Origin of the sequence: Arenibacter amylolyticus, from assembly GCF_002150785.1 — a bacterium.
GTDB lineage: Bacteria > Bacteroidota > Bacteroidia > Flavobacteriales > Flavobacteriaceae > Arenibacter > Arenibacter amylolyticus.
Genome location: NZ_MTAZ01000034.1, coordinates 34,117 through 47,953 on the forward strand (window position 1 = coordinate 34,117; position 13,837 = coordinate 47,953).

The following is a 13,837-nucleotide window of genomic DNA, read 5'->3' on the forward strand; positions in this document are numbered from 1 at the left end:
ATAATGTATATGTAAATCCTATCTTAATACCGTAGATTCCCTAGTAATTCCGAAAAATCAGCGGCAGGTTTCCACTGTGAAGTTGGGTTAAAATACCTCCATAAATAAGCAGAAATTTTCCGTTGCAATTGCCAAGCCTCATTTTTAAACCCCCAGGAAGTATCATTATTGTTTTTGGTTGCGATATAAAAAACATAATCGCCCGTAGGTGCGTTCACCATCACCAATTCTGAGCGCGACTGGTTTACCATTCCTTGTTTGGCCGCAGTCTGGATAAAGGGCGGAATTTGGGAAAGAGAGTAATCCGTATAAAAGGAATTGCTTAACAGGCGATACATTTCATCGCTCGATGCCTCACTGATTAGGTTGCGGTTACGTATTTTTATTAATAGAGAAGCCATTTCCCGGGGGGTGGTCTGTCCCCATCCATATTTTTCCCAGTCCTTAGTCCTTCCTTGGGTTCTGCTATTTACACGGGTATACTGCAATCCCAAATTATCCATCAATGCGTTTATGCTTTCTCCACCACCAGCCAATTCTTGGCACCAAAGGGAGGTGGTATTATCGCTCATTGTAATCATTAAGGAGACAAGGGTCCGCAGATCGGTCTGGGTGCTATCCTTATAAAACTGCATCAACCCGGCGCCGCCATAGGCCCGTTTTGCATCATAGACCAAAGGATCATTGAGTGAGAGTTCCCCATTATTTATCTTATCGAAAATTCCAATTAGGATAGGGACTTTTACAATGCTTGCGGTAGGGAAAATGGTATCGGCATTAATAGCGGCTTCGGTGTTCCTATTGGTATGATAAACGTAAACTCCAACCTCACCCTTAAAATTATTAACTAGCTCCCTTAGACCGTTTTGTAGGTTTTTGTCGGTTTGTTGAGCTGTAAGGGGGTGTATGGTTATTAGGAAGAGGAGTAAAAAAAAAGGTCTCATGGTTGGCTTGCATTTAAAAACCCAATTTACATAAAAATATGAAGGTATTTTGGAGTGCGCATCCGTAGTTAAGAGTTGTAATTAAGTGTATGTTCTATAGGCTTAAACTGGAAGGTAATATTTAACAAATAATTGGATTGTTTGGAAGGTGATGTCACCATCTATTTTTAGTAGTTTTGCCGATTCTTTTTACTATACAAGGATCTTTATATCAGCAATTAAGATGATGGATGTTGGGATGTTATGGAAGGGGCTTTGCTGGTGGATGTTAGATCGATATAATGATCAGTTAAAAATATTAATTTTTTAGAAATGAAGAAGGCACGATTCGCATTGGCCATGGGGGTACTCTGTATTTCCATTTTCCCAATTTTGGTGAAGCTTAACCTAACCCCTGGAGTGGTTTCCGCATTTTATAGAATGGCAATAGCTGCTTCTTTAATATTGCCCTATGTACTAATCACCAAGAAGCTGAAGGTGCCTTCCATGAAGTTTTTGCTTCCCACCGTGTTATGCGGCTTGGTTTTTGGGGCCGATGTGGCGGTTTGGAATGTTGCCATACAGGAATCTACCGCTACGCAGGCTACCCTGCTCACCAATTTGTCTCCAGTATGGGTTGGTATAGGGGCGTTTTTCTTTCTAAAGGATAAGCCCACCACCAATTTTTGGATTGGTACTGTGGTCGCTATTTTTGGTATGGTATTACTGGTGGGTTTCAGCACTTTTGTTAATCTCGACTTTGATTTGGCATTCTGTCTTGCCATCTTATCCGGGATGCTATATTCAGTATATATGTTATTGAGTAAAAAAGTCCTAAATGAAGTAGATGTAGTAAGTTTCCTAACTATAAATTTAATCTCCTCCTCCATAGGCTTGGGTATTGTAAGTTATTTTCTTGGAGAGCCTTTCACAGGTTTTACTAATGCTGGTTGGTTGGTGTTGGTGGTGCAAGGGGTAGTCTGCCAGTTGTTGGCTTGGTTGCTCATTAGTTACGCCACAAAACATATGCGCGCCACTAGGGTGTCTGTAAGTCTTTTGGGACAGGCAGTTATAGCTTCCCTTTTGGCTTGGTTGTTTTTGGACGAATCTATTTCTTTGCAGATGGTCATTGGTGGTTTCTTTTTGTTATTCGGTATACGGATTACCTTTTACCAAAAACAATTGTTTGCCAGAAAACGGGCCGTCCAAGGTGCCGTCTCACTAAAGCAATAGCATAGGGTATTGTCTTACGCTAAGGTACTTTTAAACACATCACACTATTTATTTACTTGTTTTGGATACGTTGGGTAGGGCCATTGTTTACTGATGTTTTCATTACACTAAGGTTTTAGTATATCACTATTTCAGGACGGGACCACAGTAGAAATATAAAGGGAGCCCCTTCAAAGGAGCTCCCTTTATAATAGGAGGAAACCTATTGTATGCTCCGCATAAATTCGATGAATTTTTTGGTGCCGTAATTGCCTATACCTCTATGGGTCATCACTATATTTCCATCGGCATCAATCACGTAGGTAGTGGGAATACTTCTAGATTGATACATTGCTGGAAGTGGGCCATTGGGTGTATAGATCTCAAAATCGTACCCCTTCCTTTCGCTAAATGCTATTGCTTTCTCAAAGCTATCATCTACGGACAACATAATAAAAGCTACATTTTCGTCCTTTATTTCGTTGTATAATTTATTGATGCTAGGCATTTCGGCAATACATGGAGGGCACCAAGTGGCCCAAATATTGAAGAATATAGCTTTCCCTCTTAACGCTTCCATAGATACCTGGGCACCTTTGCTATCAATTAAATTTAGATTAAAGTCGGCCCGCGGATTGGAACCGTCTTTCAGCGCCAACTCCGTCTTATCTACATCGGGATTCATTAGTCCCGTTGCCAAAATCCCTCTTTGGGCAAAGCCTATTACCTCTGTGTGTAGTCCTGTGGTATACAGAATAAGGAGTACCGCTATTATTCCGGCCCATTGCCATAATTCTTTTTTTATCTTTTTTTTCATGTTTTTCTTTTAGATACTAATTGTAATTAGCTAGAGGCTTAAGCCCATAACTCCCTTTTTTTGAAGTTGTAGGTAGTGGGTAAATGCGTTGGGAACTACTTTAAATTCTTTTGGGATATCCTTTACCGATACCTTGTAGTGATCTAATGCCATTTTACAAACTACCAAACTTACCTTTGCTTTTTTTGCTTCTTTTAGGTAGGGCTTCATGATTTTTTTATCCGTTAAGCCCTCCACTTCTTTACCATATACAATAGTGCTAAAACTCCCAAAGGAATCCCCGTCTTCCTCCAACAAGGAAGCTGCGGCTAAGGTAATGGGTTTTAGTTGTTGAATTTTTGTTGTCATAACTGCATAGTGGTTCACTTTCTTGTCTTGAGCATTAAGATTGCCACCAATAACCACGGTAAAGAGTACTAATAGGGTTTTTAAGAATGTTGTTTTCATCAGTTTTTATTTATTTATCCATAGCACATGGCTATGGGGAATTTTACAATTAATATTTATAGGTCTAAGTTAATATAGTCTTTCTTTAAAAGCTGGAAAAGGTATAAAATCCCGTTCTCTACGATGTCAATATCTCGCGGAATCCCACTTCGGTCTACCTTAAATTTATTAAGAGAAAATCCGCAGGCAACTACCGAAATGGGCTGGTTGCTTATCCGCTTTAAAATGGGATCCATGATTTTGGTATCCGTAATTTGGGGTATGGATTTCCCGCAGAAAACAATCTGAAACTCACCAAAACTTTTTGGGTCGTCTATCAGAAGTTCCTCTGCAGTTTCTATGGCCCCTATCAGGGAACGTTCATTTTTAACCAGTGCAGCATAGTTTGCGGGCTGTTTGGGGTCTTGAGCCATACTCTTAAGGGGTAGCAATAGGAGTGCCCCAGCTAATATTAATAAGGATTTCATTTTCATGAGCTAAGTTTTTTTGATACGTTTTCGGTGTCGTTAAGTACAAAAAACAGTAAGCCCCCAAAGATCGCTACGTTTTTAAATAAGGGGCCCAAGGTAGTGGCTTGTCCTATTTGAATAGTAATTGTAATAGGAATTAAAACCGCGATAAGGATCCATGCGGCCCACTTAGTTTTATAGCCAATTAGGAAAGCGATTCCGGCAACTAGCATTACAATTCCAGATAATATTACCAAAAAGGTAGGGTCGCCAAAGAAATAAGCGAAGTCTTTTAAACTCGCCGTGGCAATTCGTCCTACAACTTGTTCGGTCTGGATAAGGTGGTTAAGACCAGCTAATAAGAATATTCCGCTTACCGCTATGCGCAATATCTGCACAGAACGACGGTTAATGTTAATCGTTTGTTTCATTTTTTGATGTGATAAAAGTGCTTTTAAATAGAGATTGCCAAATGGTCCTCGTCTGTTATCTGAATGAGGACACCAGCAGATGGTTCTGGATAAGGTTCCAGAACAAGCGAAATTAGTTAGGCAATTCTTGGAGGAGGTGAATTTTGGTCTTGATAGAGACCTTCCATTAAAGGCACATTAAATCCAAATACGGCATACGCTAGGTCTTGCTCCAAAAGCGTCCAGTGATGACTTTCCACTTGAAATACGGTGGAGCAGGGTACTGCCATATAGTTGACTTCGGTAAGGGAGGCCTCGGTAATTTGTGTTTCCAAGTCCTTGGGTTGGTCCCTCTTCTTTTTACAAAAAGGATTAACAAGCACTACCTGATCGCTCTCCATGGTCCAGGAAAGTATCTTTGCGTCCATAACCAGAAACTTTGTCATAAACAAAGTTAGGAGTAGTACAGATATGTATTGATTTACCTTCATTGCGCCCAAACTTACTAAAAACAACGGCGCCCTTTTGCAACAATTGTTACTTAAGCTCCCCATAGAGCCAACTTTATGATTTTGCTAACGTATTTAGGGTAGTATTCCAGCACCTTTTGTAATTTCCAGTTGACCATCCTTCGTAATGCATATTAAGGGATATGTTTCTTACGCTTTTCAAACTACTGGTCTTAAGTGTTTAGGCTAATTTTATAACATTTCATTCTTAAAGAAACAGGGGGACTATGATTTTTGGGCTGTATAAATTTTAATGGGTTAATGTTAAGGGTGAATGAGTTAACAAAAGCAAGCGAATGTTCGTGCCGTTGTGTGGGCTTTGTATACTTTTATTCCAGCTATCTCATATACACCCTATGGTAGGTAAATAATTATGGGCCAATTATTGGTTTTTGATTATTGTCTAAGGTAAAAGGATAAAAAAAATAAGTATATGAAAATACTGGTTACAGGGGCAACCGGATATATAGGTAAACGCTTAATTCCACTGCTGGTGCAGGACGGACATCAGGTAGTGTGTGCTGTTCGCAATAAACAACGAGTGGGGAATAGTTTTCAGGATGAGGAGGAAATAGAGATTGTGGAGGCCGATTTCCTAAAGCCCGAAACCCTCCATACCATTCCAAAGGATATTGATGCAGCCTATTATTTAATCCACTCCATGTCCCATACCTCCAATGATTTTGAAACGATGGAGGAAGAATGTGCCATCAACTTTAAATCGCGCTTAGAGAATACTCAGGTTCAGCAAGTAATCTTTTTAAGCGGAATTACCAACGAAGAAAAACTTTCCAAGCACCTTAGGTCTAGAAAAAATGTAGAAGATTCCCTTGCTTCGGACAACTATGCCCTTACGGTGTTTAAGGCGGGGATTATTGTAGGTTCTGGGAGTTCGTCCTTTGAAATTATACGGGATTTGGTAGAGAAATTACCAATAATGGTTGCACCAAAATGGTTGAACACCAAAACCCAACCTCTGGCTATTAGGGATGTATTGGCCTTTTTATCCAGAGCTGTAGGAAGAGAAGAGCTTTACAATACCTCTTATGACATTTTTGGGCCGGAGATACTGACCTATAAACAAATGTTATTGCAGTTTGCAGAGGTAAGAAATTTAAAACGGACTATTCTAACAGTTCCGGTGATGACTCCAAAACTATCTTCTTATTGGTTGTATTTCGTAACCTCTACCTCCTATAAACTTGCTACCAATTTGGTAGACAGTATGGGGGTGCAAATAGTAGGGAAGCCTAGTGATATAAACCAGTTGCTCCAAGTGCAACCGCTACGGTATAAAGAGGCTGTTTCCCTAGCATTCGAAAAGATTGAACAGAATAGTATAGTTTCTAGTTGGAAAGATGCTTTGGTAAGTAGCGGCCGGTTAAAGGATGACATTCATAAATATGTGAACGTCCCAAAGTTTGGATGTTTTGTAGATTACAAGGAGGAAGAGGTGACCGATGTGCAGAGAACCATCGATAAAATATGGGCCATAGGAGGAAGAACAGGATGGTACTATGCCACTTTTTTATGGAGAGTTAGGGGGTTTTTAGACAAAATGGTGGGAGGCATTGGCCTTCGCAGGGGAAGAACCAGCGAAACGAATTTGGAGGTAGGGGATGTGTTGGATTTTTGGCGGGTTATCTATGCCGATAAGAGTCAAAGGAAATTGCTGTTATATGCAGAAATGAAATTACCAGGAGAAGCTTGGCTCGAATTTAAGATTGAGGATGATGTCTTAAAACAGACGGCCACCTTTAGACCCTGGGGGGTAGCGGGAAGATTGTATTGGTATAGTGTATTGCCTTTTCATGGACTAATTTTTAAGGGAATGATCAATAGATTAGCTTCTTAAAGTAGTAGAATTTGGATTGGAATGAAATTCTATTTTAAATATAAAACCGGTCAGGTTAAATTGAAGTTAAATAGAGGTGGTTTCTGTTAAATTATAATTAAGGGCTTTAGAAGTGATAGAAACCAGTTGTAGATTTGAGGATTTAAGGACTATGTTTCCTACTTTTTATAGAGAATGAAAGTAGTTTTTTTATCTTGTAGTTGTGTATGATGGGGTAGGGGCATAAGTAGGCTTTATTTGAAGATCTTACTGAAGGCCTGAAGGAAAATAAAAAACAGAGAATTGAAATATATAATATGGATTTAATAGATAGAGCACTGGAATTTGAGCAAAGGAAAATGAAGTCGCTTTCCACAAGCGACCGTGTTGCCCTTTCTCGTGAGGCCAAAGAGTTGATTCTTGGATTAAATGAAATCTACAAGCAAAAAAAGGACGCTAAAATAATGGATCTTATGAAGCGTTTAACGGTGATAAAACAGCGAGTAGAGAAGCGTTTAAAGTCAAGAATGTAATTCCTTAGCCCTACAACTTTTATATTGGCTAGATAAGAATCACCAAAATCCTTTCTTAACAATTCCATTCCTTTTATGGATAGAAAAGTTTTGGATGGTAAACAACCAAGATAATACTACCATTATAAGATATTCTTGGAGTAGGCTGGCTTCACAATAGCGGATTCTACTTATTCCAAGCCGGGGCATCATTCTGGTTTTTCGCCTATTGCAATATTTAAAGTTTCATAACTTCCTTTAAATCAATTGAAGTGATTCATGATTTTTGGGAATGACTGGGAAAAGTTGATTTTGATATTTTGTTGATAATGGAAGTGGTGAAAATATTTTCCCGCATTTATTGGCAAATATCATAGATGTTTATTACTTTCGCAGTCGGATTTTCGGGATGTGGCGCAGCCCGGTAGCGTACACGCCTGGGGGGCGTGGGGTCGCAGGTTCAAATCCTGTCATCCCGACTTTACATTTTCATGTAATTGCATTGAGCTGTTAATCGACTGATTAACAGCTTTTTGCGTTTTTAGGGGTATCATAAGAAATCACATGAAATCACATGAAACCACCTGAAAACGACTTAAACGTGTTGAATACGGGATTTTTTATACCTCCTAAATGTCGTATCTTGAAGTAGCTTCTGAGGGTATTTACTGCGTGTTTTTACTTTCTAATTTCACTAATCTAAAGCTGCCTATCAGGTTAGAAAACAGTAGATTATATGTTTTGTTCTTCACAAGAAAACATAACAAAGAAAGCGACACATTAAAACTATATGCACGTGTTACGGTAAGCGGAACACGATGTGAATTCAGTTTAAATCGGGATTTAAAAGCCAGTTTATAGGATCATAACCGGAAAAGAGGGAAAGGATATTCTAAATATGTGATGTCCCTGAACAAATATTTGGATCAAATATTTGTCGGATTATAAGAAGCGCATCGACAACTTTTAGAAGAAGGCAAGGTTATAACCTCCGCCTTGGTAAAGGCTAGGTATTATGGGGAAGAGGAGGATGATGGAAAAACTTTGCTCGATTTGATCACCTATCATAACACGACCATGCATACCTCCCTAAAGCCCGGGACCATGAAAAATTATTACAGTACGGAGCGGTGTATAAAAAAATTCCTTGAGGAAGAATATCGGGTGGAAGACATTCCCCTTAAAAAACTCAATTATCGTTTTATTGTGGATTTTGAGCAGTACGTACGGGAATATAAACCCGCTACCCGAAGTGGCTGCGCCAATAATGGAGCTATGAAGCATATGGAGCGTTTAAAAAAGATGTCTAGGTTAGGGGTTCGTTTGGAGTGGTTGGACAAGGACCCATTTATCAATTTTAAACTTAAGTTTAACAAGACAGAACGCCAGTTTCTAACCGAACGGGAGATAAAACTTATCCAAGAAACCACTTTTACTGAGCCGAGCTACGAGAAGATCAAGGACCTTTTTTTGTTTGCCTGTTATACGGGACTCTCCTATATTGATGTAAAAGAATTGAGGTCAGACCATTTGGTAATTGGTCGTGACGGTGGGGACTGGCTGTTTACCAAAAGGGAAAAGACCGAAGAATCCTTAAAAATCCCTTTACTGCCAATAGCAAAGAAAATTATCGAAAAATATAAAGAGAATGTCGATATCAAGGCTAGGGGTAGACTATTACCTATTTATAGCAATCATATGATAAATCGGACATTGAAAGATATAGCTGATGCCTGTGGGATACACAAAAATTTGACATTTCACGTTGCACGGCACACTTTTGCTACTGCAATTACCCTATCCAATGGTGTACCCATTGAAACAGTTTCTAAACTATTGGGGCATTCCAAACTGTCTACCACCCAAATTTACGCAAGGGTATTGGAAAAGAAGATAGGGGAGGATATGCATAATTTGATGATACGGTTACAGCAGAGGTAAGAAGTTAGTCCTGATGTAATGTAAAATGTGTAGGTAGCATTTGGTAAGGTTACTCAGCCCCAAATCTTACCCAAGAACTTTGCGCATGGATCCTGGTCGATTTTTGTAGTGTTCGGGAAGATAATCGTACCTGCCTGCCGGGCAGTCAGGAAGCAAAAATCGAGCAGGGCGCACCTATTTTCATGAAATTTGGGACGTTATCTATTTTGATCTATGGGAATTAACTGTGCGCTGGCAAGGATAAAGGCAAGGGGCGCTTTTTCTGCGTTCCATGCTTTTATGAGCGGTCCTGAGGAGGTTGGAAAATCCTAAGCATTTTCAACTTCCGCAGGGACTGGATTATTTTTGGGAGACATTGGAACCGATGGGCAGTTTTCTGTTTAAACAGTATTGTATACTGGGTCAGTTTAATTCGGACTTTATAGGGGTTGAACAAGGTTTTGACCCATTCAGCTAATTAAAATGGAAAGGTCATTTAATGGCAACCCCATGAACAAAGGTCTTGACCAGTAAATCAAATTTGTAACACCGCTTTAGCGTGTTACCCTCTTGCTATTCCATTTCTTTGTTTCATCTCGGATTGGAATTCTTTTGACGGAACCAAAACATTTGGTCTACTTAATTATTCTTTTTCTTTCTCTAGCTATTTTTCTTCGGCTAGTACCATCCAATTTTAACTGGTTGAACATTCTGATAAACCGATCGGAGATCTGTGTTCCGTACCGGTTCTCGATCTGGGCAAAACTCAAGTTGGTGGTTATATGGGTCTTAGTCCCCAAACTTTCAAAGTTGCGATAGCGGTTTAAAAGTATCCTGACAAATACTTCCTCCTTTCCGTATTGGTATACATTGTTTCCCACCGTTTCAGTTCCCAGGTCATCGAATAGAAACACCCCTTTGGAATAATAGTCGATTACTTCGTCCTTATTTCTTACGGCATTATATTTCGCTACTACCTCCTGAGCTGCAATGATAGGAAACCACAATTCTGGAATTCGATATTGTTGAGATATGTTCTGGATGATCTGGAAACTTGATGTCTTCCCGGTTCCGTAAGTACCAAAAACGAGCAAACCCTTTTTAAGGGATATGTTCTCCACAATTTCAAATTGGGGATCACGATTCCAATATTTGCAGAAATGCCTTAAGAAGTTCTTATTGGTACCGTCTACCTCGAAATTGAGCTCCATCTTGGCGTAAAACTCCACTGCCGACTTTTAAAACAATTTTTTAAAAAGCGCTGGGTCGCAAAGCGGTTTTCGCTTTAACGGTTTTTCCGAAATTTGATTTAACCATCCCTTTTCCATGTCGTCTATTCTAAGATTGGACTTCTATTTTCTTTTTCTTCTTTTAAAAAGGTAAATTGTTTTATCGTTTGTTTTGTAACTGGTTTATTATGGTAGGCATTTTTATCTATGCTGCCTGGACTATTTTGTCTAGACTGTTCCGACGCTTTTGTCAAGTAAGCCTTGCCAGTATTAGCTTTGATACGCCACAAACTTTTCAGATAACGTTTTCTACCGTCAAAGGCCGTCTCCTCTATCCATCCCAATTTCTTTAGTTCGGTTACGTATCTCGAGGCCTTTCGTTCGGAAATTTGAAGAAAAGAAGCAATGTGCTTGTTGGACATATAGCATTCCTTTCCATTTTCGGTAAAGCTGTTTATCTCAAGAAACAAAATTTTTGCATGCCAGTTCACCTCAGAGTTCATGTAGATCGATTTCGGAATCCAGATTCCTTTAAAATTTCTATCTGATTTTTCCATAACCATAGAATTCAATTATTTCTTGTTCTTCAACAGGGCCTTATTGAACTTTTCCTCCAAGGTTTCATCAGAAAGATCAGTTTCCCCCAACAACCAAGCGTCGATAGTATCCTTATCAGAGAATTTTTGACGGATATAGGGATTGTTCCCCATAGGAATGAGCTTTAGCTGGGTAAGTTTGTAGATTTTGCTTTTGGACAGGCCTGTGTACAGTGCTAGGTCTTCCACGTTCATTGTTTTCTTGTTGTGGGCAAGTAGCCCCTTGATTTCCGTTAAGAGGCCTACCACTTTTTTTTGTTCTTCCATTTTATATGCTTTATGGTTTTCATCAAATTAGAGAAGCAAATGGAACTGAAAGATACTTGCTGAAATTTTAACAATTTTAAGATGCGGTTCTTGAGGGATTATCAGCGATTACTTGAAATTGGTTGGAATAACGCAACACGTAATTGTCTTATAACCCTATTTGGTAGAAGAAAGAGGTGGAGTTAATAATTGAAGAGTGATTTTAGCGCACCAATTGAAATGGTTCCCATCACTTATCTATACGAGAATTGAAGAAAACCATAGGATACTATTTTAAAGTCTAAATAAACGTGGGGTTTAATGCACCATGGGGATTGGTATTTTGTTCCTTTAAACATATGTTTTATGGGGACATTCGAATTCGGTATTGGAATTTCAAGAAAAATAGTTTGGTTATTTGCGCCTATTTATTTATCCCACCACAGCCTTTTCGGTTATAAAAGGCTGATGATAATGACGTTGTCCTGTGGCTTTATAAAGTGCATTGGCCAATGCTCCCATTATGGGTGGAAAAGGGGGCTCTCCCAGACCGGTCGGATCAATATTGCTTTGTACGAAATGGGTCTCAATTTCTTTAGGTGCCTCGCTATAGCGTATTAAGCGGTACCTATCAAAATTGTTTTGTTCCGCTACTCCATCTTTGAATGTTAGTCCGCTATACATAGCATGACCAATACCGTCTACGGCACCCCCTTCGGCGAGATTCGTAGCAGCATCTGGATTCACTACGATACCGCAATCAATCGCCGCCGTAACTTTTTGAACCACAGGTTTATCATTTTCTATGGTCATATCCAATACCTGGGCCACGTAACTATTGTGACAGAAGTAGGCGGAAACACCCCTGTGGATGCCATCTTGTTCTTGACCCCAGTTTGATTTTTCCCTTACCAATTCTAAAACCCCGGAATAACGGTCGGCCTCGTAGTCGTTATATTCCCCAACGGGATTTTCCTGTGCGCGTTTCAAAAGTTCCAATCGAAATTCGATGGGGTCTTTTCCTGCTTCTTCGGCCACTTCGTCCAAGAACGATTGCTCGGCCCCGGCGATAAAGTTGGATCTCGGTGCACGGAACGCACCAACGGTTATATTGGAATCGATGGACCAATCTTCGGCGAGATAATTGTCCACCCCCCCGGCTGGAAAGCGGTTGGCCGCCAATGGGCTCTCGGGTATTCCACCCGCCCTTACGTGAAACGCTATAAGGTTGTTGTCCTTATCCAATGCGGCACGGTAAAATGCATGGTAAGCAGGTCTGTATATCCCTGTTGTCATATCATCCTCACGGGTGTAGACCAATTTTATAGGTGCTTTCATCCTTTGGGAGATCACTCCCGCCTCGGTTAGAAAATGCCCATAAAGTCTTCGACCGAAGCCACCGCCCATTCGGGTCATTTGTATGTCCACTTTTTCCAAGGGTAGCCCCAAGCGTTCGGCAACACTTCTTTCCATAAACTCAGGAGTCTGAACCGGTCCGTTAAGAACCGCTTTGTCCTCCATTACATCCGCAAAGAAATTCATGGGTTCCATACAGTTATGGGCAAGAAACGGACAGGAATAGCTGCGCTCGATTACCTTCGCCGCCTTTTTGAACACCGCTTCAGGGTTACCATCTTTACGTACCACATTCTGTTTTATTCCGGCTTTCTCCACCATGGCTTCCCGGTGGGCTCCCGAACTTTCCAATCCGGCAGGGAACCTAACATCCATAGTACGCCCAAAAATATCCATTTGTTCTTCAATAGCAGGGGACCGGTCCCATTCGATCTTCAATGCCTTTTTGGCCTGCATTACTTCCCATGTAGTATTCCCTACCACAACAACGAGGTTCGTGAAGGAACAGTTGTCAAAGGCACTCTTTTTATAATCCTCGTTAAATGTCTGTATGGTAAACACATCTTTAATGCCAGGCATTTTCTTGGCCTCAGTATCATCTACGGATTTAAGTTGGAGCCCAAAAGCGGGTGGATGTGCGATCATTGCAATAAGCATACCTTCTTTTTGGATATCAAGACCGTACAAAGGCTGGCCTGTAACGATTTTTAGGCCGTCCACATTTTTTCTGGAAGTACCAATAATCTTAAAATCCTTTACATCCTTTAGTTTTACCTCTTCTGGAATTGGAAGTTTTGCTGCGGCGGAAGCTACTTCGCCATACCCCATCGATTTATCGGATGTTTTGTGAAAAAGCGTTCTGGCTTCCGTAGTGATTTCTTCGGCGGGTACCTGCCAAACTTCGGCTGCCGCCATTACCAACATGTGTCTTGCGGTTGCCCCGGCCATACGAAGTGCTTCCCATCCTTGACGGATAGATTGGCTTCCCCCGGCCAATTGACGCTTGAAAATGGCCGTATTTAGCGGGGCCTGTTCAACAATAACTTCGTTCCAATCCGTATCCAATTCCTCGGCGACGATCATCGGCATCGATGTTTTTACATTTTGACCGATCTCCGGATTTGGGGACATGATAGTGACCCTCCCATTATCGCCAATTTTCAGATAACCGTTTATTTCGAACCATTCTTTTGGCATACTCCGCACTTGTTCAGGAGTAGGCTTACAGGAAGCCAACCAACTAAAACCAAGCATCATTCCACCCCCGGCGAGCACGGAACATTTTAAAAAGGAGCGTCTATTATAAGTTGTTTTTATGAGTGTCATTTCTTTGATTTTAGGTGTTCGCCTTCGAATACGGTCCGGCATCGTTTTTTA

General features: G+C 40.5%; 14 protein-coding genes and 1 tRNA gene. 5 read left to right on the plus strand and 10 right to left on the minus strand.

The features are described 5' to 3' along the window. Positions 1–23 precede the first annotated feature (23 nt). Positions 24–944, minus strand: a complete 921-nt coding sequence (locus BV214_RS12440; RefSeq protein WP_086477840.1) for a serine hydrolase — start codon at positions 942–944, stop codon at positions 24–26. Between the two features lie 312 nt (positions 945–1,256). Between BV214_RS12440 and BV214_RS12445 the strand changes: the two genes are divergently transcribed. Continuing rightward, complete coding sequence (locus BV214_RS12445; protein WP_086477841.1) at positions 1,257–2,156, plus strand: DMT family transporter; 900 nt, start codon at positions 1,257–1,259, stop codon at positions 2,154–2,156. A gap of 202 nt (positions 2,157–2,358) precedes the next feature. Here the strand turns inward: BV214_RS12445 and BV214_RS12450 are convergent, their stop codons facing one another. The 5 genes from BV214_RS12450 to BV214_RS12470 form a co-directional block, all read right to left on the minus strand. Next, a complete protein-coding gene (locus tag BV214_RS12450; protein ID WP_086477842.1) occupies positions 2,359–2,952 on the minus strand; it encodes a TlpA family protein disulfide reductase in 594 nt (197 codons plus the stop codon). A gap of 30 nt (positions 2,953–2,982) precedes the next feature. Then, positions 2,983–3,399, minus strand: coding sequence for a DsrE family protein (locus tag BV214_RS12455; protein ID WP_086477843.1), 417 nt, complete (start codon positions 3,397–3,399; stop codon positions 2,983–2,985). A 56-nt stretch (positions 3,400–3,455) separates the two neighbouring features. Beyond that, positions 3,456–3,866, minus strand: coding sequence for a sulfur reduction protein DsrE (locus BV214_RS12460; RefSeq protein ID WP_140157756.1), 411 nt, complete (start codon positions 3,864–3,866; stop codon positions 3,456–3,458). A 2-nt stretch (positions 3,867–3,868) separates the two neighbouring features. Next, a complete protein-coding gene (locus tag BV214_RS12465) occupies positions 3,869–4,279 on the minus strand; it encodes a DoxX family protein (RefSeq protein WP_086477845.1) in 411 nt (136 codons plus the stop codon). A gap of 116 nt (positions 4,280–4,395) precedes the next feature. Further along, positions 4,396–4,686: a hypothetical protein gene (locus BV214_RS12470; protein ID WP_140157757.1), complete on the minus strand. Its 291-nt coding sequence runs from the start codon at positions 4,684–4,686 to the stop codon at positions 4,396–4,398. A gap of 514 nt (positions 4,687–5,200) precedes the next feature. On the opposite strand from BV214_RS12470, the gene BV214_RS12475 reads away from it, so the two are divergent. From BV214_RS12475 to BV214_RS12490, 4 genes are all read left to right on the plus strand, one after another. After that, entirely contained in the window at positions 5,201–6,622 is a 1,422-nt protein-coding gene (locus BV214_RS12475) for an SDR family oxidoreductase (RefSeq protein WP_086477847.1), read from the plus strand. Between the two features lie 296 nt (positions 6,623–6,918). Beyond that, positions 6,919–7,134: a hypothetical protein gene (locus tag BV214_RS12480; protein WP_086477848.1), complete on the plus strand. Its 216-nt coding sequence runs from the start codon at positions 6,919–6,921 to the stop codon at positions 7,132–7,134. 384 nt (positions 7,135–7,518) lie between these two features. Continuing rightward, positions 7,519–7,592, plus strand: a tRNA-Pro gene (locus tag BV214_RS12485). 517 nt (positions 7,593–8,109) lie between these two features. Then, positions 8,110–9,054: a site-specific integrase gene (locus BV214_RS12490; protein ID WP_317045185.1), complete on the plus strand. Its 945-nt coding sequence runs from the start codon at positions 8,110–8,112 to the stop codon at positions 9,052–9,054. Between the two features lie 614 nt (positions 9,055–9,668). Here the strand turns inward: BV214_RS12490 and BV214_RS12495 are convergent. The 4 genes from BV214_RS12495 to BV214_RS12510 all read right to left on the minus strand — a co-directional run bounded on the left by BV214_RS12495 (position 9,669) and on the right by BV214_RS12510 (position 13,786). After that, on the minus strand, positions 9,669–10,262 hold the full coding sequence (locus BV214_RS12495) for a P-loop NTPase family protein (RefSeq protein WP_140157758.1): 594 nt from the start codon (positions 10,260–10,262) through the stop codon (positions 9,669–9,671). 104 nt (positions 10,263–10,366) lie between these two features. Further along, the gene (locus BV214_RS12500) at positions 10,367–10,819 is read right to left on the minus strand and encodes a helix-turn-helix domain-containing protein (protein WP_176328513.1); all 453 of its coding nucleotides are present in this window, start codon (positions 10,817–10,819) and stop codon (positions 10,367–10,369) included. Between the two features lie 15 nt (positions 10,820–10,834). Then, positions 10,835–11,125 carry a hypothetical protein gene (locus tag BV214_RS12505; protein ID WP_086477851.1) on the minus strand — a complete coding sequence of 97 codons (291 nt, stop codon included), beginning with the start codon at positions 11,123–11,125 and terminating at the stop codon, positions 10,835–10,837. A gap of 411 nt (positions 11,126–11,536) precedes the next feature. Further along, complete coding sequence (locus BV214_RS12510) at positions 11,537–13,786, minus strand: xanthine dehydrogenase family protein molybdopterin-binding subunit (protein WP_086477904.1); 2,250 nt, start codon at positions 13,784–13,786, stop codon at positions 11,537–11,539. Positions 13,787–13,837 lie beyond the last annotated feature (51 nt).